The sequence below is a fragment of the uncultured Ruegeria sp. genome (assembly GCF_947500045.1).
GTDB lineage: Bacteria > Pseudomonadota > Alphaproteobacteria > Rhodobacterales > Rhodobacteraceae > Ruegeria.
Map to the genome: position 1 here is coordinate 12,160 of NZ_CANMQQ010000001.1, position 23,554 is coordinate 35,713.

34 protein-coding genes are annotated in these 23,554 nt (G+C 56.4%); 33 read left to right on the forward strand and 1 reads right to left on the reverse strand.

The genetic code is table 11. The annotated features are described in order from the left end of the window. The first annotated feature begins 26 nt into the window (after window positions 1-26). The 15 genes from Q1B46_RS00100 to rpmD all read left to right on the forward strand — a co-directional run bounded on the left by Q1B46_RS00100 (window position 27) and on the right by rpmD (window position 6,313). A complete protein-coding gene (locus Q1B46_RS00100) occupies window positions 27-647 on the forward strand; it encodes a 2OG-Fe(II) oxygenase family protein (RefSeq protein ID WP_299944703.1) in 621 nt (206 codons plus the stop codon). A gap of 206 nt (window positions 648-853) precedes the next feature. Further along, complete coding sequence (locus tag Q1B46_RS00105) at window positions 854-1,060, forward strand: cold-shock protein (protein WP_010437077.1); 207 nt, start codon at window positions 854-856, stop codon at window positions 1,058-1,060. Between the two features lie 239 nt (window positions 1,061-1,299). Then, on the forward strand, window positions 1,300-1,485 hold the full coding sequence (locus Q1B46_RS00110) for a hypothetical protein (RefSeq protein WP_299943234.1): 186 nt from the start codon (window positions 1,300-1,302) through the stop codon (window positions 1,483-1,485). A gap of 19 nt (window positions 1,486-1,504) precedes the next feature. Further along, window positions 1,505-1,861: a type II toxin-antitoxin system death-on-curing family toxin gene (locus Q1B46_RS00115; protein WP_299943237.1), complete on the forward strand. Its 357-nt coding sequence runs from the start codon at window positions 1,505-1,507 to the stop codon at window positions 1,859-1,861. Between the two features lie 164 nt (window positions 1,862-2,025). Then, window positions 2,026-2,232, forward strand: coding sequence for a 50S ribosomal protein L29 (gene rpmC, locus Q1B46_RS00120; RefSeq protein ID WP_037311745.1), 207 nt, complete (start codon window positions 2,026-2,028; stop codon window positions 2,230-2,232). A gap of 4 nt (window positions 2,233-2,236) precedes the next feature. After that, a complete protein-coding gene (rpsQ, locus tag Q1B46_RS00125; protein WP_299667514.1) occupies window positions 2,237-2,467 on the forward strand; it encodes a 30S ribosomal protein S17 in 231 nt (76 codons plus the stop codon). Between the two features lie 77 nt (window positions 2,468-2,544). Further along, window positions 2,545-2,913 (forward strand): 50S ribosomal protein L14, encoded by a 369-nt coding sequence (gene rplN / locus Q1B46_RS00130; RefSeq protein ID WP_008757934.1) that lies wholly within the window; start codon window positions 2,545-2,547, stop codon window positions 2,911-2,913. A gap of 2 nt (window positions 2,914-2,915) precedes the next feature. After that, entirely contained in the window at window positions 2,916-3,227 is a 312-nt protein-coding gene (rplX, locus tag Q1B46_RS00135; RefSeq protein ID WP_299667517.1) for a 50S ribosomal protein L24, read from the forward strand. Next, window positions 3,220-3,780: a 50S ribosomal protein L5 gene (rplE, locus tag Q1B46_RS00140; protein WP_299667520.1), complete on the forward strand. Its 561-nt coding sequence runs from the start codon at window positions 3,220-3,222 to the stop codon at window positions 3,778-3,780. The genes rplX and rplE overlap by 8 nt, the downstream gene beginning before the upstream one ends. 19 nt (window positions 3,781-3,799) lie before the next feature. Beyond that, entirely contained in the window at window positions 3,800-4,105 is a 306-nt protein-coding gene (gene rpsN, locus Q1B46_RS00145) for a 30S ribosomal protein S14 (RefSeq protein ID WP_010437098.1), read from the forward strand. A gap of 13 nt (window positions 4,106-4,118) precedes the next feature. After that, window positions 4,119-4,511, forward strand: a complete 393-nt coding sequence (rpsH, locus tag Q1B46_RS00150) for a 30S ribosomal protein S8 (protein ID WP_074736201.1) — start codon at window positions 4,119-4,121, stop codon at window positions 4,509-4,511. Window positions 4,512-4,523: 12 nt separating this feature from the next. Further along, window positions 4,524-5,057: a 50S ribosomal protein L6 gene (gene rplF / locus Q1B46_RS00155; RefSeq protein ID WP_113791482.1), complete on the forward strand. Its 534-nt coding sequence runs from the start codon at window positions 4,524-4,526 to the stop codon at window positions 5,055-5,057. 11 nt (window positions 5,058-5,068) lie between these two features. Next, a complete protein-coding gene (gene rplR / locus Q1B46_RS00160; protein WP_299943251.1) occupies window positions 5,069-5,428 on the forward strand; it encodes a 50S ribosomal protein L18 in 360 nt (119 codons plus the stop codon). A 114-nt stretch (window positions 5,429-5,542) separates the two neighbouring features. Then, on the forward strand, window positions 5,543-6,112 hold the full coding sequence (rpsE, locus tag Q1B46_RS00165; protein WP_299667529.1) for a 30S ribosomal protein S5: 570 nt from the start codon (window positions 5,543-5,545) through the stop codon (window positions 6,110-6,112). Window positions 6,113-6,124: 12 nt separating this feature from the next. Continuing rightward, on the forward strand, window positions 6,125-6,313 hold the full coding sequence (gene rpmD / locus Q1B46_RS00170; protein WP_008757946.1) for a 50S ribosomal protein L30: 189 nt from the start codon (window positions 6,125-6,127) through the stop codon (window positions 6,311-6,313). Window positions 6,314-6,440: 127 nt separating this feature from the next. On the opposite strand, the gene Q1B46_RS00175 is transcribed toward rpmD, so the two are convergent. Beyond that, window positions 6,441-7,052 carry a hypothetical protein gene (locus Q1B46_RS00175; protein ID WP_299943254.1) on the reverse strand — a complete coding sequence of 204 codons (612 nt, stop codon included), beginning with the start codon at window positions 7,050-7,052 and terminating at the stop codon, window positions 6,441-6,443. A gap of 305 nt (window positions 7,053-7,357) precedes the next feature. Here Q1B46_RS00175 and Q1B46_RS00180 point away from each other — a divergent pair, with 305 nt between their 5' ends. The 18 genes from Q1B46_RS00180 to Q1B46_RS00265 all read left to right on the forward strand — a co-directional run bounded on the left by Q1B46_RS00180 (window position 7,358) and on the right by Q1B46_RS00265 (window position 23,539). Further along, the gene (locus Q1B46_RS00180; protein ID WP_299667531.1) at window positions 7,358-7,573 is read left to right on the forward strand and encodes a DUF1127 domain-containing protein; all 216 of its coding nucleotides are present in this window, start codon (window positions 7,358-7,360) and stop codon (window positions 7,571-7,573) included. A 199-nt stretch (window positions 7,574-7,772) separates the two neighbouring features. Continuing rightward, the gene (gene rplO / locus Q1B46_RS00185) at window positions 7,773-8,246 is read left to right on the forward strand and encodes a 50S ribosomal protein L15 (protein ID WP_299667534.1); all 474 of its coding nucleotides are present in this window, start codon (window positions 7,773-7,775) and stop codon (window positions 8,244-8,246) included. 109 nt (window positions 8,247-8,355) lie between these two features. Next, on the forward strand, window positions 8,356-9,720 hold the full coding sequence (secY, locus tag Q1B46_RS00190; protein WP_299943258.1) for a preprotein translocase subunit SecY: 1,365 nt from the start codon (window positions 8,356-8,358) through the stop codon (window positions 9,718-9,720). Continuing rightward, a complete protein-coding gene (locus Q1B46_RS00195; protein ID WP_299943261.1) occupies window positions 9,717-10,361 on the forward strand; it encodes an adenylate kinase in 645 nt (214 codons plus the stop codon). The genes secY and Q1B46_RS00195 overlap by 4 nt, the downstream gene beginning before the upstream one ends. Beyond that, a complete protein-coding gene (locus Q1B46_RS00200; RefSeq protein ID WP_299943264.1) occupies window positions 10,358-10,726 on the forward strand; it encodes a hypothetical protein in 369 nt (122 codons plus the stop codon). Before Q1B46_RS00195 ends, Q1B46_RS00200 begins: the two co-directional genes overlap by 4 nt. Before the next feature lie 202 nt (window positions 10,727-10,928). After that, window positions 10,929-11,297 (forward strand): 30S ribosomal protein S13, encoded by a 369-nt coding sequence (gene rpsM / locus Q1B46_RS00205; protein ID WP_074736181.1) that lies wholly within the window; start codon window positions 10,929-10,931, stop codon window positions 11,295-11,297. 14 nt (window positions 11,298-11,311) lie between these two features. Then, complete coding sequence (gene rpsK / locus Q1B46_RS00210) at window positions 11,312-11,701, forward strand: 30S ribosomal protein S11 (protein ID WP_037311698.1); 390 nt, start codon at window positions 11,312-11,314, stop codon at window positions 11,699-11,701. A 115-nt stretch (window positions 11,702-11,816) separates the two neighbouring features. After that, window positions 11,817-12,833, forward strand: coding sequence for a DNA-directed RNA polymerase subunit alpha (locus Q1B46_RS00215; protein WP_299667546.1), 1,017 nt, complete (start codon window positions 11,817-11,819; stop codon window positions 12,831-12,833). 163 nt (window positions 12,834-12,996) lie between these two features. Then, on the forward strand, window positions 12,997-13,419 hold the full coding sequence (gene rplQ, locus Q1B46_RS00220; RefSeq protein WP_299667548.1) for a 50S ribosomal protein L17: 423 nt from the start codon (window positions 12,997-12,999) through the stop codon (window positions 13,417-13,419). Between the two features lie 204 nt (window positions 13,420-13,623). Then, window positions 13,624-15,009 (forward strand): trypsin-like peptidase domain-containing protein, encoded by a 1,386-nt coding sequence (locus Q1B46_RS00225; RefSeq protein WP_299943269.1) that lies wholly within the window; start codon window positions 13,624-13,626, stop codon window positions 15,007-15,009. Between the two features lie 3 nt (window positions 15,010-15,012). Next, window positions 15,013-16,326 carry a replication-associated recombination protein A gene (locus tag Q1B46_RS00230; protein WP_299943272.1) on the forward strand — a complete coding sequence of 438 codons (1,314 nt, stop codon included), beginning with the start codon at window positions 15,013-15,015 and terminating at the stop codon, window positions 16,324-16,326. Window positions 16,327-16,430: 104 nt separating this feature from the next. Next, window positions 16,431-17,474, forward strand: coding sequence for an RluA family pseudouridine synthase (locus Q1B46_RS00235; protein WP_299943275.1), 1,044 nt, complete (start codon window positions 16,431-16,433; stop codon window positions 17,472-17,474). After that, window positions 17,471-18,142, forward strand: coding sequence for an HAD-IA family hydrolase (locus tag Q1B46_RS00240; protein ID WP_299943278.1), 672 nt, complete (start codon window positions 17,471-17,473; stop codon window positions 18,140-18,142). The genes Q1B46_RS00235 and Q1B46_RS00240 overlap by 4 nt, the downstream gene beginning before the upstream one ends. 4 nt (window positions 18,143-18,146) lie before the next feature. Then, window positions 18,147-18,854 carry an ATP12 family protein gene (locus Q1B46_RS00245; RefSeq protein WP_299943281.1) on the forward strand — a complete coding sequence of 236 codons (708 nt, stop codon included), beginning with the start codon at window positions 18,147-18,149 and terminating at the stop codon, window positions 18,852-18,854. A 204-nt stretch (window positions 18,855-19,058) separates the two neighbouring features. Next, window positions 19,059-20,075 carry an amino acid ABC transporter substrate-binding protein gene (locus tag Q1B46_RS00250; protein WP_299943284.1) on the forward strand — a complete coding sequence of 339 codons (1,017 nt, stop codon included), beginning with the start codon at window positions 19,059-19,061 and terminating at the stop codon, window positions 20,073-20,075. A 125-nt stretch (window positions 20,076-20,200) separates the two neighbouring features. Next, window positions 20,201-21,433 (forward strand): ABC transporter permease subunit, encoded by a 1,233-nt coding sequence (locus tag Q1B46_RS00255; protein WP_299943289.1) that lies wholly within the window; start codon window positions 20,201-20,203, stop codon window positions 21,431-21,433. Window positions 21,434-21,436: 3 nt separating this feature from the next. Further along, the gene (locus Q1B46_RS00260) at window positions 21,437-22,735 is read left to right on the forward strand and encodes an amino acid ABC transporter permease (RefSeq protein ID WP_299943292.1); all 1,299 of its coding nucleotides are present in this window, start codon (window positions 21,437-21,439) and stop codon (window positions 22,733-22,735) included. A 12-nt stretch (window positions 22,736-22,747) separates the two neighbouring features. Further along, window positions 22,748-23,539, forward strand: a complete 792-nt coding sequence (locus Q1B46_RS00265) for an amino acid ABC transporter ATP-binding protein (protein ID WP_299667575.1) — start codon at window positions 22,748-22,750, stop codon at window positions 23,537-23,539. Window positions 23,540-23,554 lie beyond the last annotated feature (15 nt).

A 23,554-nucleotide genomic window follows, 5' to 3' on the forward strand; every position in this document is an offset into this window, starting at 1 on the left:
ATCAGGGCTTGGGCTATGCCCGACCCATGGCACAGATTGAATCACTCTTCGTCACCCGTCTTTATCGCGCAGCCTTGTCCGAGTTCGATCCCAAGATCGACCCGGAAGAGTTGGAAAGCTCCTGCCTTGTCATCGCCGAGGATGATGAAGCCGGGCAGGAGTGGTGCGAAGAAAACGGCTATCCCGGGTACACCAGCTATGCCTCGCTGACAGATTTGCCCTGGCGGTTTCCGATCTTCGCTGATCTGGTCGCGGCACTGGATCTGCATGTCGCGGCGTTTGCCAAGGATCTGGAATTCGATCTGGGCGAAGGTGAGCTAAAGCTTGAAGACCTGTGGATCAACATCCTGCCCGAGGGCGGGATGCATTCCAGCCACCTGCACCCGCACAGCGTCATTTCAGGAACGACTTATGTGGCCATGCCCGAAGGGGCGAGTGCCCTTAAGCTGGAAGACCCCCGCTCCGGCCGCATGATGGCCGCACCGACGCGCCTAAAGGGCGGGCGGCGCGATTTGCAGCCGTTCATCTATATGAAGCCTAAGGTGGGTGACGTCCTGCTGTGGGAAAGCTGGCTGCGCCATGAGGTGCCGATGAACATGGCCGAGGACGAGCGGATCAGCGTCAGCTTCAACTACCGGTGGGACTAGCAAACTGTCGCCGAAGGCATTCACTTTTCAACCTAATTTAGGAATATGTCTTGCAATATAGCCCGACATGACCCATGTGAGGCGCGCTAACGTTTTTCTTTTTCGACCACTGTCTCCCGTTCTTCGGCGTTCAGTCTCTCGATCCAGACCGACTACGCCGCGCTGTCGCAATTCCGCGGACAGCAACTTACTAGGAGACTACGGATATGGCCAATGGCACCGTAAAATGGTTCAACACAACTAAAGGTTTTGGCTTCATCGCACCGGAGACCGGTGGCAAAGACGTGTTTGTACACATCTCTGCTGTCGAGCGCTCGGGTCTGACCGGCCTGGCCGACGACCAGAAAGTAACATTCGACATCGAACCCGGCCGTGACGGTCGCGAGTCGGCTGTGAACATCGCTCTGGCGTAAGTCACTCAGACTTAGACAGTTGAAGACGCGGTCTCGTGCAAACGAGGCCGCGTTTTGCGTTTTTCTGCGGTAGGTTTAGATGTGAGCAGATTAGTGCCAGATTTTAGCATTAATTTAGCTGCCTCTGTTGTATCGGCGCTGATCGTTATCAAATCTGCAACTAGATCGATGATAGAGCAATGAGGCTTGCGAAGAACAAAAGTACTGACCATATTAGTTGTGTGTTGAGGAAATAACTGATGGCAACGGCAGCAAAGAAGACGACGGTCAAAGGCGGCTATATCGTCCGGGACGCAAAAACAGGACGTTTTACGGAAGTGAAATCTTCGTCGGGTGTCAAGAAACCCGGCTTCAAATCTGTATCTGCTGTCAAGGAGGCTTCGAAAAAACGTCATTCTGCGTTGAAGCGCTTGGCCGATAGGTAAGAAGCACTACACAGTAACTTTGGCTGACGCGATTGCTGCGCATGATGAGGCTTTGACTTTTGGCGGTCGCGACGGTGTGGCGAGCCTTGATCTCGTAGAGTCTGCGTTGGGCCGCCCATATTCCGGATATCATCGTTCTATTTCCCGCAAGGCAGCGGCACTATTGCAAAGCATGATCGGCAACCATGGTTTTGTTGACGGCAACAAAAGAACCGCTTGGTTGGTTGTTGAGATTCTTATCGAAAGAAGTGGTTATTGCCTAGAAATAGACGATGACGAACCCATCGACGATTTGGTCGTTGCCGTTGCCGCCGGTGAATTGGGTTTTGTTGATCTTCATGCTTGGTTTAAGGGGCGATTGAAGAGGGTTTCGTAAGCCCTCAGAATCTTTCCCTTGCCACCCACCTCCTAACCCCCTATAGAGCGGCATCTTGCGGTCCCCCGGCTGAGTCGGGGGATTCGTATGTCTATCATTCATCCACCAGGTCAAAGGTGACCCGTATACGGGGCCTTCTGGTGTTTTGAGCAAAGGAAAAGGCGATGAACGCCCAAGAACTGCGTGACAAGACCCCCGACCAGCTCCGCGAGGAACTGGCCAACCTGAAGAAAGAAAGCTTTAACCTGCGCTTTCAACAGGCAACCGGTCAGCTGGAAAGCACCGCCGGCATCAAAGCGGCCCGCCGCAATGCTGCCCGCGTCAAAACCATTCTGAACGAAAAGGCCGCTGCTGCGGCATCGGAGGAGTAATCCTATGCCCAAGCGTATCCTGTCCGGCACCGTAACCAGCGATGCCAACGCACAAACCGTAACCGTTTCCGTCGAGCGTCGCTTTACGCATCCGGTTCTGAAGAAAACCATCCGTAAGTCCAAGAAATACCGGGCTCACGATGAGAAGAACACCTTCAAGGTAGGTGACAGCGTCCGCATCATCGAATGCGCACCAAAGTCGAAAACCAAACGCTGGGAGGTTCTGGAGGCATAAGCCTACAGAACTTTTCCAATTTGTCGAAACCCTGGGGGATTTAACTAGACCAGCCCTCACAGGTCGGGAGAAACCACATGATCCAGATGCAGACCAATCTGGATGTCGCTGACAACTCCGGCGCACGCCGAGTTCAGTGCATCAAGGTCCTGGGTGGTTCCAAGCGTAAATACGCCTCCGTCGGCGACATCATTGTCGTCTCGGTGAAGGAAGCCATCCCGCGCGGCCGCGTAAAGAAAGGTGACGTCCGTAAGGCCGTCGTCGTACGCACCGCCAAAGAAGTCCGTCGCGAAGACGGCACCGCGATCCGCTTTGATCGCAACGCCGCCGTCATCCTGAACAACAACAACGAGCCCGTAGGTACACGTATCTTTGGCCCCGTTGTTCGTGAACTGCGTGGCAAGAACTTCATGAAAATCATCTCGCTTGCTCCGGAGGTGCTGTAATCATGGCTGCTAAACTCCGCAAAGGCGACAAGGTCGTCGTGCTGGCCGGCAAGGACAAGGGCAAAGAGGGTACGATTACCTCGGTTAACCCCTCTGCCGGTAAAGCTGTTGTTGATGGCATCAACATCGCCATCCGCGCCACCCGTCAGACCCAGAACAATCAGGGCGGCCGTTTGCCTCAGGCAAACCCGATCGAGCTGTCGAACCTGGCTCTGCTGGACAAGAACGGCAAAGCAACTCGCGTTGGCTTCCGCATGGAAGGTGACAAGAAGGTACGCTTCGCCAAGACCACGGGGGACGTGATCGATGCTTGATACTGCAAACTACACCCCGCGTCTGAAAGCTCAGTACGCTGAAACCATCCGTGCCGCTCTGAAAGAAGAGTTTGGCTATAAGAACGATATGGAGCTGCCCAAGCTGGAAAAAATCGTTCTGAACATCGGTTGTGGTGCAGAAGCTGTTCGTGATTCCAAGAAAGCCAAAGCGGCTGTCGAGGATCTGACGGCGATTGCCGGTCAGAAGGCTGTTGCGACGCTGGCGAAAAAGTCGATCGCGGGTTTCCGCGTCCGGGAAGATATGCCGCTGGGTGCCAAGGTAACCCTGCGCGGTGACCGGATGTATGAATTCCTGGATCGCCTGATCACCATCGCGATGCCGCGTGTTCGTGACTTCCGCGGTGTGAAACCGTCTTTTGATGGTCGTGGCAACTTTGCCATGGGCATGAAAGAGCACATCGTATTCCCGGAAATCGACTTCGACAAGGTCGACGAGGTCTGGGGCATGGATATCGTAATCACCACCACAGCGAACACCGACGCTGAAGCAAAGGCATTGTTGAAAGCATTCAACATGCCGTTCAACGCGTAAGCGCCGGGAGGATTGAGACATGGCTAAAAAAGCAATGATCGAACGCGAGAAGAAGCGCGAACGCCTGGTGGCCAAGTATGCCGCAAAGCGTGCCGAGCTTAAAGAGATCGCGAATGACGAGAGCAAGCCGATGGAAGAGCGTTTCAAAGCGCGTCTGAAACTGGCGAAATTGCCGCGCAACAGCTCGGCAACCCGTCTTCATAACCGCTGTCAGCTGACCGGTCGTCCTCATGCTTACTATCGTAAGCTGAAGGTCAGCCGTATCGCGCTGCGCGAGCTGGGTTCTGCAGGTCAGATCCCCGGCATGGTGAAATCGAGCTGGTAAGGGAGAGAATGATATGAACGATCCTATCGGCGATATGCTCACCCGTATCCGCAACGCGCAAATGCGCGGCAAGTCCACCGTTTCCACCCCAGCTTCTAAGCTGCGCGGTTGGGTTCTGGACGTGCTGGCGGACGAAGGTTACATCCGTGGCTACGAGGCGACGACTGGTGAAAATGGTCATCCGGCCATCGAAATCAGCCTGAAATACTACGAAGGCACCCCTGTTATTCGCGAACTGAAGCGGGTCTCAAAGCCCGGTCGCCGCGTATACATGGGCGTCAGTGACATCCCGCAGGTCCGTCAGGGCCTGGGCGTGTCGATTGTCAGCACTCCGAAAGGTGTGATGTCGGACCAGAACGCACGCTCCAACAATGTTGGCGGCGAAGTGCTATGCACCGTCTTCTAAGGAGGTCTGTCAATGTCTCGTATTGGTAAACGTCCGGTCGAATTGCCCAGCGGTGTAACCGCTTCGGTTTCCGGCCAGACCATCGAAGTCAAAGGCCCCAAAGGCGCCCGCAGCTTCACCGCGACTGACGACGTTACGCTGTCAGTCGAAGACAACGTGGTTACAATCAACCCTCGCGGCATGTCCAAGCGCGCGCGCCAGCAGTGGGGCATGAGCCGCACTATGGTCGCTAACCTGGTGGCCGGTGTGACCGAAGGCTTCAAGAAAGAGCTGGAGATTCAGGGTGTTGGTTACCGGGCTCAGATGCAGGGCAATACCCTGAAGCTGAACCTGGGCTACAGCCACGACGTTGATTTCGTTGCTCCGGAAGGTGTCACCATCACCGCACCGAAGCAGACCGTTATCATTGTGGAAGGCAACGACCAGCAGCAGGTGGGCGAAGTCGCGGCGAAGATCCGCGAATGGCGCCGTCCCGAGCCCTATAAGGGCAAAGGCATCCGCTACAAGGGCGAGTTCATCTTCCGCAAAGAAGGCAAGAAGAAGTAAGGACGCAAACAATGGCAAACAGCAAAAGAACCCTGTTTCTGAAGCGCCGCCTGCGCGTTCGGAACAAACTTCGCAAGGTCAACGCGGGTCGTCCGCGTCTGTCCGTACACCGTTCGAACAAGAACATCTCTGTTCAGTTGATCGACGACGTACGTGGCGTGACCCTGGCCTCGGCCTCGAGCCTGGAAAAAGACCTGGGTCTCGTTGGCAAGAACAACGTCGAAGCGGCCACCAAAGTGGGCGCGGTCATCGCCGAGCGTGCCAAGAAGGCAGGCGTCGAAGAGGCCTATTTCGATCGTGGTGGCTTCCTGTTCCACGGCAAAGTGAAGGCCTTGGCCGACGCTGCGCGTGAAGGTGGTCTGAAGATCTAAGACTTGCGGGCAGCTTTGCGGCTGCCCCGATGATCCGGGGGCCTCGGCGACAGTCGGGGCTCACTTGGATTGAACAAACGGCGCCGATAGCGCCACAGTATAAGGGATGCCAAAATGGCAGAACGTGATAACCGCCGGGGCCGTGGTCGTGACCGCGATGAAACTCCGGAATTCGCAGATCGTCTGGTTGCGATCAACCGTGTGTCGAAAACCGTAAAAGGTGGTAAGCGCTTTGGCTTCGCCGCTCTCGTGGTTGTCGGCGATCAGAAAGGCCGCGTCGGCTTTGGTAAGGGTAAAGCGAAAGAAGTACCCGAGGCCATCCGCAAGGCAACTGAACAAGCCAAGCGTCAGATGATCCGCGTGCAACTGCGCGAAGGTCGGACCCTGCACCACGATATCGAAGGCCGTCACGGCGCCGGTAAAGTTGTCATGCGCTCGGCACCTGAAGGTACCGGTATCATCGCCGGTGGTCCGATGCGTGCCGTGTTCGAAATGCTGGGCGTCAAGGACGTTGTGTCCAAGTCGCTGGGCTCGCAGAACCCGTACAACATGATCCGCGCAACCATCAACGGCCTGACCAAAGAGCAGAGCCCGCGTTCGGTTGCACAGCGTCGTGGCAAAAAGGTTGCTGACATCCTGCCCAAGCGGGACGAAGCACCAGCTGCTGCTGAAGCAGAAGCATAAGGAGAGCGACCCATGGCAAAAACCATCGTCGTCAAGCAGATCGGTTCCCCGATCCGCCGCCCCGCCGAACAGCGCGCAACCCTGATCGGTCTGGGCCTGAACAAGATGCACAAAACCCGTGAGCTGGAGGATACTCCTTCGGTCCGCGGCATGGTCAACAAGATCCCGCATCTGGTAGAGATCATCGAAGAGCGCGGCTAAACGCGGCTCGTTCGAATGAAAAGAAACGCCTCCGACATCGTCGGGGGCTTTTTTTGTTACGACAGCTTTGTGCAACTTCCTTTTTTGATCCCATGCCGGGTAACTCTACAAGCGCAGCATGTCCCGCTTATCTTTCCGAGTGAGCGTCAACAGCAGCTTGGCATCTACCCGGCAACGCTCTCATAACGCTGAACTGGAAAAACGTGCGTGGGCTGGGAGGCGGGTCCAAATCTGAAGAAACCTGTCGCAAAACCCCGGCTATGGCGGGTTGGGCCGCAAGAACGATGCCATATTCACGCTCGGCGCACCGAGCCACCACAAATCCTGGTTGTTGGCTGTCGGTTAAGTCAGCACTTCCCGCCACCTTCAGGCTACTATCATACCAAGCCCGGGCCGCTTCTTCGACTTCGTCCCACTCGGCCCAGTCCTGCCAATCGTTAGCGTATTCAGCTTCAAGGACAGGACTTTTCCCCCACAAAATGCAACCCGTCACATTATCAACTGGTGAAGGGAAAACGTCGGCGACAAGCGTTCCTTCAACGGTATCAAGTCGAATCCGCTGCCCACGTTCATTATGGTCGAGTTCGACGCCAAGGCTTAGCAAAGGCGTGTTCGTGCTCTCAACAACGCTGGCTTCGCAAGCGGCAAATGCATCGTTTAAAGATACGTCTGCATTCGCACCGACTGGTAACAAGCTTAAGCCACAAAAGACAACCACAGCAAAGATCAGTCGAGACAATTCGATTCTTCCTTCAGCAAAAGCGATTTTCGACTTCAGTACGGCGGACTAACTGTCGCCAGTGAATACCGGTGTCGCGCCCCGCAGTCGATGCGAGAAAATGTCCGACGCTGTTGCGCTACGCGGGTTAGAGCAACAATCGGCGTCAGGTGCCAATCGTGCTCCGCCATTCCCAAAGCGCATACCGGCTAGACCGAAACTCCCGTTGTTAGCGTTAGCCACCGCGCCTATCTCAATCCTGTCCGAACAAGGAACAAATAAGTGACATCGGGGAATGCGCCCCGACATTCGAAAGGAATAATGATATGGCACATACAGCTACACTGACACATGGCGGCTTCAACCTGACCGCTCGTATTGCAAACCTGATCGAGCGCGTGAGAGAAAACCGCGCCCGGGCGAGCGAGTACAATCGCACTTTCCGCGAACTGCAAAGTCTGACCAACCGCGAGCTGGATGATATCGGCCTGCGCCGCTGCGACATCGCAGACATCGCGCATGAGCACGCATACTGCTCGTAACACATCACCGCTCACCAACACAGAGGCGCCATTAGGGCGCCTCTTTTCGTTTCAGGTGCGGCGTGACAACAAACCTTGCAACCGAAGGCGCAACGCTGTACAGCGCTCCGGTGGCATTGTGCCCACGAGAATCAAAACCAAGAAATGCCGCGTCTGACCCATCACGCTTCGGGGTCATTTCCGGCGAAGGAGAAGCGAAATGAAACTGAACGAATTGCGCGATAACCCAGGCGCCACACCGAAACGGACCCGCGTTGGCCGTGGTCCCGGTTCCGGTAAAGGTAAAATGGGTGGCCGTGGTATCAAAGGTCAGAAATCCCGTTCGGGTGTGGCCATCAATGGCTATGAGGGCGGCCAGATGCCGCTGTACCAGCGCCTGCCCAAGCGCGGCTTTAACAAGCCGAACCGCAAGGCATTTGCCGTCATCAACCTGGGCCTGATCCAGAAATTCGTCGACGCCGGCAAGCTGGACGCCAAGGCAGCGATCACCGAGGACGCGCTTGTTGCGTCCGGTCTGGTCCGTCGCAAGCTGGACGGTATCCGTGTTCTGGCCAAAGGTGAGATCAGCGCCAAAGTGAACCTGGAAGTAACCGGTGCTTCGAAATCTGCCGTTGAGGCAGTTGAAAAAGCTGGCGGTTCACTTACGGTCACAAAAGCGGCTGCGGCAGAGTAAGCGCTTGTGAGCGGGCAAAGACCCGCTTACATAGACCACAGAGTTTTCCAAGACGCCGCCCGAGCCGGAAAACGGTTCCGGGCGGTGTTTTCATAAGAGAGACCGATTTATGGTATCAGCAGCAGAACAAATGGCAGCCAACACAAGCTGGTCTGCCCTTGGTAAAGCCACCGATCTGCGCAACCGCATCCTGTTCACGCTTGCATTGCTGATCGTCTATCGTCTGGGCACCTTTATTCCGGTGCCAGGGATCGACGGTGCAGCCCTGCGCGAGTTCATGGAACAAGCGGGGCAGGGCATCGGCGGCATGATTTCGATGTTCACCGGCGGGGCGCTGGGGCGGATGGGTATCTTTGCCCTCGGCATTATGCCCTATATATCGGCCTCGATCATCGTACAGCTGCTGACCTCGATGGTTCCCGCGCTTGAGCAAATCAAGAAAGAGGGTGAACAAGGGCGCAAGAAGATCAACCAGTACACCCGTTTCGGCACCGTGGCGCTGGCCACCGTTCAGGCCTATGGTCTGGCCGTTTCGCTGGAATCGGGCGATCTGGCCACCGATCCGGGCCTCTATTTCCGCATGTCGACCATGATTACGCTGGTTGGGGGCACCATGTTCCTGATGTGGCTTGGTGAGCAGATCACCGCACGCGGCATCGGCAACGGTATCTCACTGATCATCTTCGTGGGCATCATCGCCGAAGTTCCGGCCGCGCTGGCCCAGTTCTTTGCAAGCGGTCGCAGCGGTGCGATCAGCCCAGCCGTGATTGTGGGCGTGATCTTGATGGTGATCAGCGTGATTACCTTTGTGGTGTTCATGGAACGCGCCTTGCGCAAGATCCACATCCAATATCCGCGCCGTCAGGCCGGTATGAAAGTTTATGAGGGCGGCTCCAGCCACCTGCCAGTCAAGGTGAACCCGGCGGGCGTGATCCCGGCGATCTTTGCCAGCTCGCTGCTGCTGTTGCCGGTCACGATCTCGACCTTCTCGTCTGGCGTGACCAACGGGCCGGTGATGTCCTGGCTGCTGGCCAACTTCGGCCCCGGTCAGCCGCTGTATCTGCTGTTCTTCGCTTCGATGATTGTGTTCTTTGCGTATTTCTACACGTTCAACGTATCGTTCAAACCGGATGATGTGGCGGACAACCTGAAAAAGCAAAACGGCTTTGTGCCTGGCATCCGTCCCGGCAAGAAAACCGCCGAGTATCTGGAATACGTGGTCAACCGCGTGCTGGTACTTGGTTCGGCCTATCTGGCGGCTGTCTGCCTGTTGCCGGAGATCCTGCGCGGTCAGTTTGCCATTCCGTTCTATTTCGGCGGCACCTCGGTTCTGATTATCGTCTCGGTGACCATGGACACGATCCAACAAGTCCAGAGCCATTTGCTGGCGCATCAATACGAAGGGCTGATTGAAAAGTCCCAGCTGCGCGGCAAAAGCAAGAAACGCGGCAGAAAGGGAGCTGCTCGTCGATGAACATCATTCTTCTGGGCCCCCCGGGGGCAGGCAAAGGAACGCAGGCGCGTCACTTGGTTGAAACCCGCGGCATGATCCAGCTGAGCACAGGTGATATGCTGCGCGAGGCGCGGACCAGCGGCACAGAGATGGGCAAGAAGGTTGCGGCCATCATGGACGCAGGCAAGCTTGTCACCGACGAGATCGTAATCGGCCTGATCGAAGAGAAGCTGACCACCGAAAAAGGGGCCGGATTCATCTTTGACGGCTTCCCCCGCACATTGGCACAAGCCGACGCCCTGTCGGCCTTGCTAACCAAGCTGGGCCAGTCGCTTCACACGGTGATCGAGATGCGCGTCGACGATGATGCGCTGGTGGACCGGATCACCGCACGTTCGACCTGCGGAGGGTGTGGTGAGGTCTATAACGACAAGACCAAGCCAATCCCCGCCGATGGCGTCTGCACCAATTGCGGCCAGAAGAAAGAGTTCACACGCCGTGCCGATGACAACGAAGACAGCCTGCGCACACGGCTGATGGAATACTACAAAAAGACCTCCCCGCTGATTGGCTATTACTATGCCAAAGGTGATCTGCGTCCAGTGAATGGACTGGCTGATATCAGCGAAGTGACCGCGTCGATTGAGGCTGTGCTGGGTTGAAGCCAGACACCGCGGTTGATGTTCCGACTGAACTAAGCGCTGCGTTTGATCGTTATGGTGACCTTCTAAGGCTCGAACTACGCTTGTGTGGGCTTGTCCTTGTCATCGGCTTTCTGGTGTTCTTTCCAGCGGCGGCGCTTTTTTTTGAGTGGTATGCTGCACCCCGATCCTTTAGCGATCTATCGTTTTTGTCGTTGAGTTATTGGGGAATATTCATCGTTGGCATCTGGGTAGTCGTTCGAATTATCTGGAGACCCATCGAGGAAAAGAAGAGAGTAATTGAAGCCGAGTTTTCGCAACGCGGGCTTCGAATTTTTCAAGTCAAAGGTACAAAGTTTGACATTGCAGAACTCGAAGATAAGTGAAGCTGCCAAATGGCCTTGACGCCAGCGCCAAAAGCCCATATCGACCCCCATCCCTAAAGGGAATCAAGATCGCATGTGGGATTCGTCCCAAATGCCCCGACCACCTCGAATAATACTGGGCCCGCTGGCGTCACTGCCAAGGTCGAGTGTTGTGAAAAAAGGTTCCGGAGTTACGGAACCGCAACAAAAAGGAAAGTGACACGTGGCACGTATTGCCGGCGTAAACATCCCGACTGCAAAGCGGGTACCTATCGCCCTCACATATATCACCGGTATCGGAAACACCTCGGCGCAGGCCATCTGCGAAGCCGTAGGCATTGAAGCGCACCGTCGCGTTAATGAGCTGTCCGACGCCGAAGTTCTGGCCATCCGCGAGCACATCGACGCAAACTTCACCGTTGAAGGTGACCTGCGTCGTGAAGTTCAGATGAACGTCAAGCGCCTGATGGATCTGGGCTGCTATCGCGGTCTGCGCCATCGTCGTAACCTGCCCGTTCGCGGTCAGCGTACTCACACCAACGCTCGTACTCGCAAAGGCCCCGCAAAGGCCATTGCCGGTAAGAAGAAATAAGGGGGGTCTGACTGATGGCACGCGAAAAGACTCGTACCAAGAAAAAAGAGCGCAAGAATATCGCATCGGGCGTCGCCCATGTGAATTCGACCTTCAACAACACCAAGATCCTGATCTCGGACGTGCAGGGCAACGCCATTGCATGGTCGTCGGCTGGGACCATGGGTTTCAAAGGGTCGCGTAAATCTACTCCGTATGCTGCTCAGATGGCTGCGGAAGACGCAGGCAAGAAAGCACAGGATCACGGCGTCAAGACGCTGGAAGTCGAAGTTCAGGGCCCCGGTTCGGGTCGTGAATCGGCTCTGCGTGCACTGGCTGCAGTGGGCTTCAACATCACGTCGATCCGTGACGTGACCCCGATTGCTCACAATGGTTGCCGTCCGCCGAAGCGCCGCCGCGTCTAAGCGAATTAGAATTGAGCTGGGGCCCGCGTTTTCGCACGGCCCCAGCACGTCATTTTGAACCTCGGGCGTCTGCACCTTGTTGGTCATGGGGCGCGGACAGGAATGGAGGGATTACATGATCCATAAGAATTGGGCAGAATTGATCAAGCCAACCCAGCTGGATGGTAAGCCGGGCAACGATCCCGCACGTCAAGCCACTCTGGTCGCCGAGCCGCTGGAACGTGGCTTTGGTCTGACATTGGGCAACGCGCTGCGCCGCGTATTGATGAGCTCGCTGCAAGGCGCGGCCATCACCAGCGTTCAGATCGACAACGTTTTGCACGAGTTCAGCTCGGTCGCAGGCGTTCGTGAAGATGTCACCGACATCATCCTGAACCTCAAGGGCGTGTCGCTGCGCATGGAAGTCGAAGGGCCCAAGCGCCTGTCGATCAATGCCAAAGGCCCCGCCGTTGTCACCGCTGGTGACATCAGCGAAAGCGCTGGCATCGAGGTTCTGAACCGCGATCACGTCATCTGCCACCTGGACGATGGCGCTGACCTGTTCATGGAACTGACCGTCAACACCGGCAAAGGTTATGTCTCGGCTGAAAAGAACAAGCCCGAAGACGCACCTATTGGCCTGATCCCGATCGACGCGATCTATTCGCCGGTCAAAAAGGTTGCCTATGACGTTCAGCCGACCCGTGAAGGTCAGGTTCTGGACTATGACAAGCTGACCCTGAAGATCGACACCGACGGTTCGATCACACCCGAGGATGCGCTGGCCTTTGCCGCGCGCATTCTGCAGGACCAGCTGTCGATCTTCGTCAACTTCGACGAGCCGGAATCGGCAAGCCGTCAGGACGACGACGATGGTCTGGAGTTCAACCCGCTGCTGCTGAAGAAAGTGGACGAGCTGGAGCTGTCGGTCCGTTCGGCAAACTGCCTGAAGAACGACAACATCGTTTATATCGGCGATCTGATCCAGAAAACCGAAGCCGAGATGCTGCGCACCCCGAACTTCGGCCGCAAGTCGCTGAACGAGATCAAAGAAGTGCTGTCCGGCATGGGCCTGCACCTCGGCATGGATGTCGAGGATTGGCCGCCCGACAACATCGAAGATCTGGCGAAGAAATTCGAAGACGCTTTCTAAGCCAACGGGTGGGGAAATCCCCACCTCAAGGTTTGTACAACACGGACGCTCCGCCATCTGCGGGGCGTACAACACGAAAGACCCGGGCAATCCCGCCCCAAGGAGAGCCGGTGACACGCATCGCCGGCCAGACAAAGCAAAAGCTTAAGAAGGAAAAAAGAAAATGCGTCACGCACGTGGTTACCGCCGCCTGAACCGTACTCATGAGCACCGTAAGGCTCTGTTTGCAAACATGGCAGGCTCGCTCATCGAACATGAGCAAATCAAAACAACTTTGCCCAAGGCAAAAGAACTGCGCCCGATCGTTGAAAAACTGATCACTCTGGGCAAGCGCGGCGACCTGCACGCCCGCCGTCAGGCCGCATCGCAGCTGAAAGAAGACCAATACGTCGCAAAGCTGTTCGAAGTTCTGGGCCCCCGCTACGCCGAGCGTCAGGGCGGTTATGTCCGCATCCTGAAAGCAGGCTTCCGCTATGGCGACATGGCTCCGATGGCGATCATCGAATTCGTTGATCGTGACGTCGATGCCAAAGGTGCGGCTGACAAAGCCCGCGTCGCCGCCGCAGAGGCCGCAGACGAAGAATAAGTTCCGGAACATAAGTCGGATAAGAACCTCCGCGCGGGCGCCCGGGCGGAGGTTTTTTGTTTCTATGGTGCCAGTTCCAGAATACTCAACGACTGCGGCGCACGCGCCAATCCCAATGGCCCAGCCACCGCATCGCAGATCATAGGCACTTGCATTCAGCGCCCCGGCTTCGCATATCTTCGACCATTCCTGACTGGAGGTCGCATGTTCCGCAGTATTCTAGCTATGTGTCTAATGGCGTTCGCAGCGACTGCCTCTGCCGAAACGAAGGTACCTCGATCGCAGGCCGAGATTGGATTGGGGTTTGCCCCGGTGGTCCGCAAGGCTGCACCGGCAGTGGTCAACATCTATGCCAAGATCATCCGGGAAGGGCGGACCAATTCGCTGTTTACCGATCCGTTTTTTCAGGATTTCTTTGGTCGGGGTTTTGGAGAGCCGCGCCAGCGAGTGCAAAACTCACTTGGGTCTGGCGTCGTTCTGTCCGAAGACGGGTATGTCGTGTCGAATTATCATGTGGTTGGTACGGCTACTGAAATTCGTGTGGTGACCACAGATCGCCGTGAGTATTCGGCCAAGGTTGTGCTGGGCGATAAGGAAAGTGACATTGCCATCCTTCGACTGGAAGAAGCGGGCGAGCTGCCTTTTCTGCATCTGCGTGATTCCGACCAGGTTGAGGTCGGGGAACTGACGCTTGCCATTGGAAACCCATTTGGCGTGGGGCAAACTGTGTCTTCTGGCATTATCTCGGGGTTGGCGCGAACCGGAACTGCAACCGGGAACGCGCGTGGTTATTTTATTCAGACCGATGCCGCGATCAATCCGGGCAACTCCGGCGGCGCATTAATCGATGTGAATGGCGAATTGATTGGAATAAACACGTCGATTCTGACCCGGTCGGGTGGATCGAACGGAATCGGTTTTGCAATTCCGGCAAATCTGGTGGCCGAGTTTTTGCGTCAGGCACGGGCGGGGAACGAAAGATTCGTTAGCCCGTGGGCAGGGATGGCCGGGCAGCACATGAGCGCGGATATTGCCGAATCTCTAGGCATGGTCATCCCGATGGGCGTTGTGGTCTCAGACCTGCATGCGCTTAGCCCATTGGCCGAAGCAGGTCTGCGGGTGGGTGATGTGGTTACCCATGTGGATGGGGATGAGGTGAACTCTCCTGCGGAGATGAAGTTTCGCATGGTGGTCGCAGGAGTGGGGGGGAAGTCGGTTCTGACCCGATTGCGAGGCGAAGACCGCGCGGATATCGAGATTGCGTTGATCAAGGCACCCGAAACACCGGCGGCCAATGAAACGACTTTAGGAGAAGATACGGCGCTACCAGGTTTAATTGTGTCCGGGATCAATCCTTTGGTCATCGTGCAGCACGGATTGAAACTGTCCCAAACAGGTGTCGTTGTTGTTGATCCCGGGCCGTATGGCGCACGGGCCGGGTTGCGCGCTGGTGATGTATTGGTGGGCATCAACGGCGCCAAAATCGATACCTCCGAGGATGCCACTGAGGCTTTGACCGACACGGGTCGCCGGGTCCAGGTTGAGATCGAACGAGGCGGCCGGTCAATTTCTTTACGGTTCCGGTTGTAGCCCGTGAGTGATCTGTTCGATACGGGGTCTTCCGAACCCACGGCCTCGCCCCACCGACCGCTGGCGGATCGACTGCGTCCGCAATCCTTGTCTGAGGTGATCGGGCAAGAACAGGTGTTGGGACCGAATGCGCCGCTGGGTGTGATGTTGGCCTCGGGCAGCCTGTCCAGCCTGATCTTCTGGGGGCCGCCCGGGGTTGGTAAGACGACCATTGCCCGATTATTGGCGCAGGAAACCGAACTGCATTTCGTGCAGATCAGTGCGATCTTTACCGGTGTCCCGGATCTGAAGAAGGTTTTTGAGGCTGCCAAGATCCGTCGACAGAACGGGCAGGGCACCTTGTTGTTCGTGGACGAAATCCACCGTTTCAACAAAGCACAGCAGGACGGGTTTCTGCCGCATATGGAGGATGGGACTATCTTGCTGGTCGGTGCGACCACCGAAAACCCTTCGTTCGAGTTGAATGCAGCGCTTCTCAGCCGGTCTCAGGTACTGGTTCTCGAACGTCTATGTCTCAGTGATCTTGAACGCTTGACCCATCGTGCCGAGAAAGAACTGGAACGGGCTCTGCCCCTGACCCCTGCGGCCCGTGAAGCACTACAGGAGATGGCAGATGGGGACGGTCGGGCGCTGTTGAACCTGATTGAACAGATTGCCGCCTGGAAAGTGGATGCAGCTCTGGACGCGGAGGCATTGTCGACGCGTCTGATGCGGCGGGCCGCGAAATACGACAAATCCGGGGATGAGCATTACAACCTGATCTCGGCCCTGCACAAATCGGTGCGCGGATCGGACCCTGACGCAGCGCTCTATTGGTTCGCGCGGATGCTGACAGGCGGGGAAGATCCGAGATATCTGGCCCGCAGGATCACACGGATGGCGGTTGAGGATATCGGCCTGGCCGACCCGCAGGCGCAGTCGATCTGCCTGCATAGCTGGGAAACCTACGAAAGGCTGGGGTCGCCTGAGGGTGAATTGGCGCTGGCGCAAGCGCTGGTCTATCTGGCGCTCGCCCCGAAATCGAACGGGGCTTATGTTGGATACAAAGCTGCGATGCGGCTGGCCAAGCAATCGGGCAGTGAACCACCGCCCAAGCATATCCTGAATGCACCCACATCCCTGATGAAGGACCAGGGATATGGCGCAGGCTATGCTTATGATCATGATGCCGAGGATGGCTTTTCGGGGCAGAATTATTTCCCCGACGACATGGACCGCCCCACTCTTTATCAACCGGTCGAGCGTGGTTTTGAGCGTGAATTGAAAAAGAGGTTGGAGTATTTCGCCAAACTGCGGTCTCAGCGTAATCCGGGCTAGGCTTGACTCTGCATCCGATGCGCGCGACAGACGCGCATGATTTCTAGGGCACTGAAACAGGCACAATCCGGGCGGATCAGCCGTGCGGAACAAGGGGCAATGGCATGAGCGGCGTACAGGTGATCACCATAGCAGAGGGCGATGGCGACCAGCGGCTGGATCGCTGGCTGCGGCGTCTGTTCCCACATGTCAGCCAGGGCCGGATCGAGAAGATGTGCCGCAAGGGCGAACTGCGCGTTGATGGTGGGCGGGTCAAGGCCTCGACCCGGCTGGAGGTTGGACAATCGGTGCGCGTGCCTCCATTGCCGGATGCCGATCATAAGCCGGCTGTGGTGAAGCATCGTATCTCCGATGCGGATGCAAAATTGATTCAGTCCTGCGTGATCTACAAGGATGATCAAGTTCTGGCACTGAACAAACCGCATGGGCTGCCGGTGCAGGGCGGAAGCGGTCAGACCCGCCACGTGGATGGCCTGTCCGAGGCTTTGCGATTTGGCTACGATGAGAACCCTCGCCTTGTGCATCGGCTGGATAAAGACACAACCGGTGTTCTTCTGATGGCCCGCACGCGAGAGGCGGCCAAAGGGCTGACTGCCGCGTTCCGGCACCGCAATACGCGCAAGATCTATTGGGGGCTCGTGGCCGGGGTGCCGACCCCGTATCTGGGTGAGATCAAGACCGGTTTGGTCAAGGCATCGGGTCACGGTCCGCAGGGCGAAGGCGAGAAGATGATCGCCGTGCACCCCAGTGAAGTGAACGATACACCGGGCGCAAAACGCGCGCATACGCTTTATGCAACGCTCTACCGTGTTGCCGGACGGGCGGCTTGGGTCGCGATGGAGCCGGTGACCGGCCGGACCCATCAATTGCGGGCGCATTTGGCGGCGATCGGCCATCCGATCATCGGAGATGGAAAATATGGTGGCTCAGGACAGGAGAATCTGGGCGACGGCTGGGGCGCGCAACTGGGCGGCGTCATCAGCAAGAAACTTCACCTGCATGCCCGCAGCCTGTCCTTCGAACACCCTGAGACCCGCAAACCCATCACGATAACGGCGCCTCTGCCCGCGCATATGACGCAAAGCTGGGAGATTCTGGGCTGGACAGAGGACCTTGCGGCAGTCGATCCATTCGAGGAATTGCGATGAGCCCCGCGTTGCGGTTGGTCCTGTTTGATGTGGATGGCACGTTGGTTGACAGTCAGGGCGCGATCGTATCGGCCATGACCGCCAGTTTTCAGGCGCAGTCTTTGCCGGTGCCGGACCGCACTGAAATTTTGTCCATCGTTGGCTTGTCACTTCCCCATGCAATGGCACGCCTTGCCCCGGATCAATCCGATCAGGCGCAGAACGTGCTGGTTGAGGGATACAAACAGGCCTATCACGCCCAGCGATTGGAACAGGGTGCGGCAAGCTCACCGCTTTATCCCGGTGCCCGGGAAGTGATTGAGACACTACACGCCAAACCCGAAGTGTTGTTGGGTGTCGCCACCGGTAAATCCCAGCGCGGGCTGGATGCCCTGCTGGAGGCGCACGGGCTGGAGCAGTACTTCGTAACCCGACAGGTTGCCGACCATCACCCCTCGAAACCGCATCCATCGATGATCGAAACGGCAATGGCCGAGACGGGCGTGAGTGCCGCCCAAACAGCCATGGTTGGCGATACCAGCTTTGATATGGAGATGGCCGCCGCCGCCAAGGTTACTGCGATTGGGGTTAGTTGGGGATATCACGACCGATCAGCCCTAAGTGCCGCCCATCAGGTGATCGACGGTTTCGAACACTTGCCAGAGACTCTGGCCAATATCTGGGACTGAAGAGATGAGTGATTTGAAACCGAAACGCTTCTGGACCTCTGGCGCAGTAGTCGAAACTGAAGGGGGTTATACAGTCGAACTGGACGGTCGACGCGTTAAAACACCCGCAAAAGCTGCGTTGGTCCTTCCCACGCATTCCATGGCAGAAGCTGTGGCCGAAGAATGGGACGCACAGGAAAAAGAGATCGACCCGACCACAATGCCCTTCACCCGTTCGGCCAACGCCGCCATCGACAAGGTACAGCATCAGCATGGCGAGGTTGCCGAAATGTTGGCGGATTATGGCGATTCGGACTTGCTGTGTTACCGGGCAACTCACCCGGAAACTCTGCAAAAACGGCAATCAGAAGCATGGGACCCTGCATTGGATTGGGCCGCCGAAATGCTTGGTTCAAGGCTGATTCCGATTGCTGGGGTGGTTCATCAACCACAGGACGACAAGGCACTGCGACGGTTGCGCAGTCGTGTACACGCTCTGAACGCGTTTCAATTGGCGGCGTTCCATGATCTGGTCAGCTTGTCGGGGTCATTGATACTTGGATTTGCCGCTGCACAGGATTGGCGTGAACCAGATGAGATTTGGCAAATTTCCCGATTGGACGAGATTTGGCAGATCGAACAATGGGGGTATGATGACGAGGCGCACGCTGCTGCCGAGGCCAAGAAATCAGCGTTCCTGCACGCGAAGCGATTCTATGACCTCTCGATCTGAGACCAAATCAGCTCAAATCGTGATTTTACACCTCATTTTGCCCAAATTTACCAATCGTTTTCCCTGATCCAGCCCTTGACGTTTGTTGATGAATGCGCCCAAACTCGGGCCACTAAAGGGGAGAGACCTTTTGGGTAACCTTTCTGGCGTGCGCGCCGGATCGAACCGTCCCGCTAAGGGATGGAAAATCAGGAAGAGGTAAAAATGAAAAAATCCGTAATCTTGGGCATGGCAACAATTGCCGGCCTGGCTGCTGGCGCAGCTGCGGCGGGTACCGTTGACGACGTCAAAGCACGCGGCAAGCTGAACTGCGGTGTGACCACCGGTCTGGTCGGTTTTGCTGCACCCGACGCAAATGGCGAATGGAAGGGCTTTGACGTTTCGCTGTGCCGCGCTGTTGCAGCTGCTGTTCTGGGCGATGCAAGCGCTGTTGAATTCGTTCCGACGACCGGTAAAACACGCTTTACAGCGCTGGCTTCGGGCGAGATCGACATGCTGGCCCGTAACACCACCTGGACCTTCAGCCGTGACGTAGACCTGAAGTTCGAATTCACTGGCGTCAACTATTATGACGGTCAGGGCTTCATGGTTCCAAAGGCACTGGGCGTGACCTCGGCCAAGGAACTGGATGGCGCAACCGTCTGCATCCAGACCGGCACCACCACCGAGCTGAACCTGGCGGATTTCTTCCGCTCGAATAACATCAGCTACGAGCCGGTTCCGATCGAAACCAACGCCGAAGCGCAGCAGCAGTACCTGGCTGGTGCATGTGACGTTTACACCACCGACGCATCGGGCCTGGCCGCAACGCGCGCCACGTTCGAAAACCCCGGTGACCACGTTCTGTTGCCTGAAATCATCTCGAAAGAACCGCTGGGCCCGCTGGTCCGCCACGGCGACCACGAGTGGGGCGACGTTGTCCGCTGGACCCTGAACGCGCTGGTTTCGGCTGAAGAGCTGGGCGTGACTTCGGCCAATATCGATGAGATGGCAGCTGGCACCGACAACCCGGAAGTAAACCGTCTGCTGGGTACCGAAGGTACTCTGGGCGAGATGCTGGGTCTGGACGCCGACTGGGGAGCCAAAGCCATCAAAGCCGGTGGTAACTATGGTGAAATCTTCGCCACGAACATTGGTGAAGAAACTCCAATTGGTCTGGCACGCGGCCTGAACGCACAATGGACCGATGGTGGTCTGCTGTACTCGCCGCCGTTCCGCTAAGACATCGACAGAAGAGGGCGCGGGGCAACCCGCGCCCTCTTCTCATCAAAATGCTGCGGACAGCTCATGAGCAGGGAAAACCCTGCCGATAATTAAGAGTCCGCAAGCCACGGGGATCCCAAAATATGTCGACTATGACTGACCCGCCGAAATCTGATTTTCGGCTGTCGATGCTCATAAATGATACCCGCTATCGCTCTCTTACGTTTCAGGTGATCGCGGCTGTCGTTATTGCGCTTTCCATCTGGTATCTTGGCAATAACCTGATCCAGAACCTTCGGGCCGCAGGGCTCAATATTTCCTACTCATTTCTAGGCGACCCTTCGGGGTACGATATCAACCAGCGTCTGATTGAATATGACAGCCAGTCTTCGCACGGGAGTGCTGCGATAGTCGGCCTACTGAATACGCTTCTTGTCGCATTCCTGGCCTGTATCACTGCCACTGTTTTCGGTGTGGTTGCGGGTGTGCTGCGCCTGTCGAACAACTGGCTCGTCTCAAAAATTATGGCGGTCTATGTCGAAATATTCCGGAACATTCCGGTTCTGATCTGGATCATTATCATCTTTACCATCATGACGGCTGTATTGCCCGGGCCAAGAGCCTTCCGTGGCGATAGCCCCACATCCAGCATGCTGTTCGACCTGTTCGCCTTTACCAACCGTGGAGTCTATATTCCACGACCTGAATTCGCGAATGGCTTGTTTGGTTCTACGTTCTTGAACTGGCTGTTGGTCATTGCTGTGCTTGTCGGTTCCTTGTTCGCATCGCGTGAAATCGAGAAGCGCGCAACACTTAAACAAGAGCAAACCGGTGAGCGTCCCAAGACTGGTCTGGTGAAGTTGGCTGTTTGGCTGGTTCCATTGGCCATTCTGATGGTGATCATGGGTCTGACCTGGAATGTGCCTGCGCTGAAAGGTTTCAACTTCAGCGGCGGTATCAAGATCGGCGGGCCGCTGATTGCTTTGTGGTTTGCTCTGTCGATTTATACCGGCGCATTCATCGCGGAAAACGTGCGCGCGGGTATTCAGGCGATCTCAAAAGGCCAGACCGAGGCCGCAGCTGCGCTGGGCCTACGTCAGGGTCGAATAATGAACCTCGTGATCCTGCCACAAGCGCTGCGGGTGATCATCCCGCCTCTGATATCGCAGTATCTGAACATCACCAAGAACTCCTCTCTGGCGATTGCCGTGGGGTACGCGGATATCACCGCGACCTTGGGTGGCATCACACTGAACCAGACCGGGCGTGCGATTGAATGTGTTCTGTTGCTGATGCTGTTCTATCTGACAGCCTCACTGCTGATCTCGACTGTGATGAACGTCTATAACGCATCCGTCAAGTTGAAGGAGCGCTGAGCCATGGCTGATCAAACAACAAATCCGATCGCCTTCGTGGCTGATGGCACCATTCCTCCGTCGCCTCCACCGGCGAACCAGACGGGTGCGGTTAAATGGCTGCGCGAGAACCTGTTCTCGGGCGTGTCAAACACGATCCTGACAGTTCTGTCGCTGATCCTGATCTATGTGCTTTTGAAGAACACGATGCCATGGATCTTGAATGGGGTGTGGAACGCAAACTCTCTGGCTGAATGTCGCGAGATCCTCGCCGGCAAGACCGGGGCGTGTTTCGCGGTTCTAACCGAACGCTGGCCTCAGCTGATCTATGGGTTTAAATACCCTGTTGATGCGTACTGGCGCCCAAACTTGGCCTTTGTGCTGATGCTTGTAGCCATTGCACCGGTCCTGTTCTTTGACCTTCCGCGCAAACTTCTGATCATTACGGCGCTCTATCCCTTTGTCGCTTTCTGGCTGATTTGGGGTGGCACGATTCTTGTGCCCATCGTTGCGTTGGTTGGCTGCGTTGCTGCGGGGGCTGTCTTTCAGAAGTTCGGGAAGAACAGTTTTGCTGCTGGATTCTTCGGGGCCATCATCGTTGCATTGGTTGTCTGGAAGCTAGGCGGTGCGTTGATCCCTGAAGGCGCGTCCGACGGGGCATGGCTTTCGGCTGTTCCCAGCCGCGATCTGGGGGGCTTTATGCTCAACATGATGCTGGGCCTGGCCTGCGTGTCGTTGTCTGTGCCTTTGGGGATTGCGCTAGCACTGGGTCGTCAGTCGAACATGCCGCTGATCAAGTGGGTTTGTGTCATCTTCATCGAATTCATTCGCGGTGTGCCTCTGATCACGCTGCTGTTTGTGGCTTCGGTGATGTTGTCATACTTCTTCCCGCCTGACAGCACTGTCGACCTGTTCCTGCGCGTTGTGATCATGATCACCATGTTCTCTGCCGCCTATATCGCCGAAGTGATCCGAGGTGGATTGGCAGCGCTTCCGCGCGGACAGTATGAAGCAGCGGACAGTCTGGGTCTGGATTACCCCCAGGCCATGCGACTGATCATCCTGCCACAGGCATTGAAGATTTCAATCCCAGGTATCGTGAACGTGGCCGTGGGCCTGTTCAAGGATACCACACTGGTTTCGGTCATCTCGATGTTTGATCTGGTGGGTATGATCCGGGGTCCCATCCTGGCGTCGACCGAATGGAACGGCGTCTATTGGGAGCTTCTGGGCTTTGCCGCACTTCTGTTCTTTGTCGTCTGCTACGGCATTTCTCAATATTCACAGTGGCTCGAGCGTCGTCTTGCCACTGATCATCATTAAGGAGTTCAACACATGTCTGAACTTGCAATTGACCGCGAAATCGACCGCTCGAAGATGCAGGTGAGCGATGAGATCGCCATCGACATTAACCAGATGAACAAGTGGTACGGATCTTTCCACGTGCTGCGCGACATCAATCTGACCGTCAATCAGGGCGAACGGATCGTTATCGCGGGACCGTCCGGTTCCGGAAAGTCCACTCTGATCCGCTGCCTGAACGCGCTGGAAGAACACCAGCAGGGCACAATCATCGTGGATGGGACAGAGTTGTCGAATGACCTCAAGAACATCGACAAGATCCGCTCCGAGGTTGGCATGGTGTTCCAGCACTTCAACCTGTTCCCGCATCTGACCATTCTGGAAAACTGCACGCTGGCCCCAATCTGGGTGCGCAAGACGCCCAAGAAAGAGGCGGAAGAGCGCGCGATGCACTTCCTTGAGAAGGTGAAGATTCCGGAGCAGGCGGATAAATATCCTGGCATGTTGTCCGGTGGTCAGCAGCAGCGTGTGGCAATTGCCCGCTCGCTGTGCATGATGCCGCGGATCATGTTGTTTGATGAACCGACCTCGGCGCTTGACCCTGAGATGATCAAAGAGGTGCTCGACACCATGATCGAGCTGGCCGAGGAAGGCATGACCATGCTCTGCGTGACGCACGAGATGGGCTTTGCCCGTCAGGTCGCCAACCGCGTGATCTTTATGGATGCGGGTCAGATCGTTGAGCAAAACGAACCGGAAGAGTTCTTTAACAATCCGCAAAGCGAACGGACCAAACTGTTCCTGAGCCAGATTTTGGGGCACTGAACCCTTTGCAATCGC

Bases quoted from the DNA above. Each gene is read 5' to 3' on its own strand.
- Q1B46_RS00225 (WP_299943269.1), top strand. From the start codon at position 13,624: ATGTTCCGCAGTATTCTAGCTATGTGTCTAATGGCGTTCGCAGCGACT.
- Q1B46_RS00250 (WP_299943284.1), top strand. From the start codon at position 19,059: ATGAAAAAATCCGTAATCTTGGGCATGGCAACAATTGCCGGCCTGGCT.
- Q1B46_RS00110 (WP_299943234.1), top strand. From the start codon at position 1,300: ATGGCAACGGCAGCAAAGAAGACGACGGTCAAAGGCGGCTATATCGTC.
- Q1B46_RS00265 (WP_299667575.1), top strand. From the start codon at position 22,748: ATGTCTGAACTTGCAATTGACCGCGAAATCGACCGCTCGAAGATGCAG.
- rpmC (WP_037311745.1), top strand. From the start codon at position 2,026: ATGAACGCCCAAGAACTGCGTGACAAGACCCCCGACCAGCTCCGCGAG.
- rplR (WP_299943251.1), top strand. From the start codon at position 5,069: ATGGCAAACAGCAAAAGAACCCTGTTTCTGAAGCGCCGCCTGCGCGTT.
- rpmD (WP_008757946.1), top strand. From the start codon at position 6,125: ATGGCAAAAACCATCGTCGTCAAGCAGATCGGTTCCCCGATCCGCCGC.
- Q1B46_RS00255 (WP_299943289.1), top strand. From the start codon at position 20,201: ATGTCGACTATGACTGACCCGCCGAAATCTGATTTTCGGCTGTCGATG.
- Q1B46_RS00100 (WP_299944703.1), top strand. From the start codon at position 27: ATGGCACAGATTGAATCACTCTTCGTCACCCGTCTTTATCGCGCAGCC.
- Q1B46_RS00260 (WP_299943292.1), top strand. From the start codon at position 21,437: ATGGCTGATCAAACAACAAATCCGATCGCCTTCGTGGCTGATGGCACC.
- rplF (WP_113791482.1), top strand. From the start codon at position 4,524: ATGTCTCGTATTGGTAAACGTCCGGTCGAATTGCCCAGCGGTGTAACC.
- rplO (WP_299667534.1), top strand. From the start codon at position 7,773: ATGAAACTGAACGAATTGCGCGATAACCCAGGCGCCACACCGAAACGG.
- Q1B46_RS00105 (WP_010437077.1), top strand. From the start codon at position 854: ATGGCCAATGGCACCGTAAAATGGTTCAACACAACTAAAGGTTTTGGC.
- rpsN (WP_010437098.1), top strand. From the start codon at position 3,800: ATGGCTAAAAAAGCAATGATCGAACGCGAGAAGAAGCGCGAACGCCTG.
- rplX (WP_299667517.1), top strand. From the start codon at position 2,916: ATGGCTGCTAAACTCCGCAAAGGCGACAAGGTCGTCGTGCTGGCCGGC.
- rpsH (WP_074736201.1), top strand. From the start codon at position 4,119: ATGAACGATCCTATCGGCGATATGCTCACCCGTATCCGCAACGCGCAA.
- Q1B46_RS00245 (WP_299943281.1), top strand. From the start codon at position 18,147: ATGAGTGATTTGAAACCGAAACGCTTCTGGACCTCTGGCGCAGTAGTC.
- rplQ (WP_299667548.1), top strand. From the start codon at position 12,997: ATGCGTCACGCACGTGGTTACCGCCGCCTGAACCGTACTCATGAGCAC.
- rplN (WP_008757934.1), top strand. From the start codon at position 2,545: ATGATCCAGATGCAGACCAATCTGGATGTCGCTGACAACTCCGGCGCA.
- rplE (WP_299667520.1), top strand. From the start codon at position 3,220: ATGCTTGATACTGCAAACTACACCCCGCGTCTGAAAGCTCAGTACGCT.
- rpsE (WP_299667529.1), top strand. From the start codon at position 5,543: ATGGCAGAACGTGATAACCGCCGGGGCCGTGGTCGTGACCGCGATGAA.
- Q1B46_RS00235 (WP_299943275.1), top strand. From the start codon at position 16,431: ATGAGCGGCGTACAGGTGATCACCATAGCAGAGGGCGATGGCGACCAG.
- secY (WP_299943258.1), top strand. From the start codon at position 8,356: ATGGTATCAGCAGCAGAACAAATGGCAGCCAACACAAGCTGGTCTGCC.
- rpsK (WP_037311698.1), top strand. From the start codon at position 11,312: ATGGCACGCGAAAAGACTCGTACCAAGAAAAAAGAGCGCAAGAATATC.
- Q1B46_RS00195 (WP_299943261.1), top strand. From the start codon at position 9,717: ATGAACATCATTCTTCTGGGCCCCCCGGGGGCAGGCAAAGGAACGCAG.
- rpsQ (WP_299667514.1), top strand. From the start codon at position 2,237: ATGCCCAAGCGTATCCTGTCCGGCACCGTAACCAGCGATGCCAACGCA.
- Q1B46_RS00215 (WP_299667546.1), top strand. From the start codon at position 11,817: ATGATCCATAAGAATTGGGCAGAATTGATCAAGCCAACCCAGCTGGAT.
- Q1B46_RS00240 (WP_299943278.1), top strand. From the start codon at position 17,471: ATGAGCCCCGCGTTGCGGTTGGTCCTGTTTGATGTGGATGGCACGTTG.
- Q1B46_RS00180 (WP_299667531.1), top strand. From the start codon at position 7,358: ATGGCACATACAGCTACACTGACACATGGCGGCTTCAACCTGACCGCT.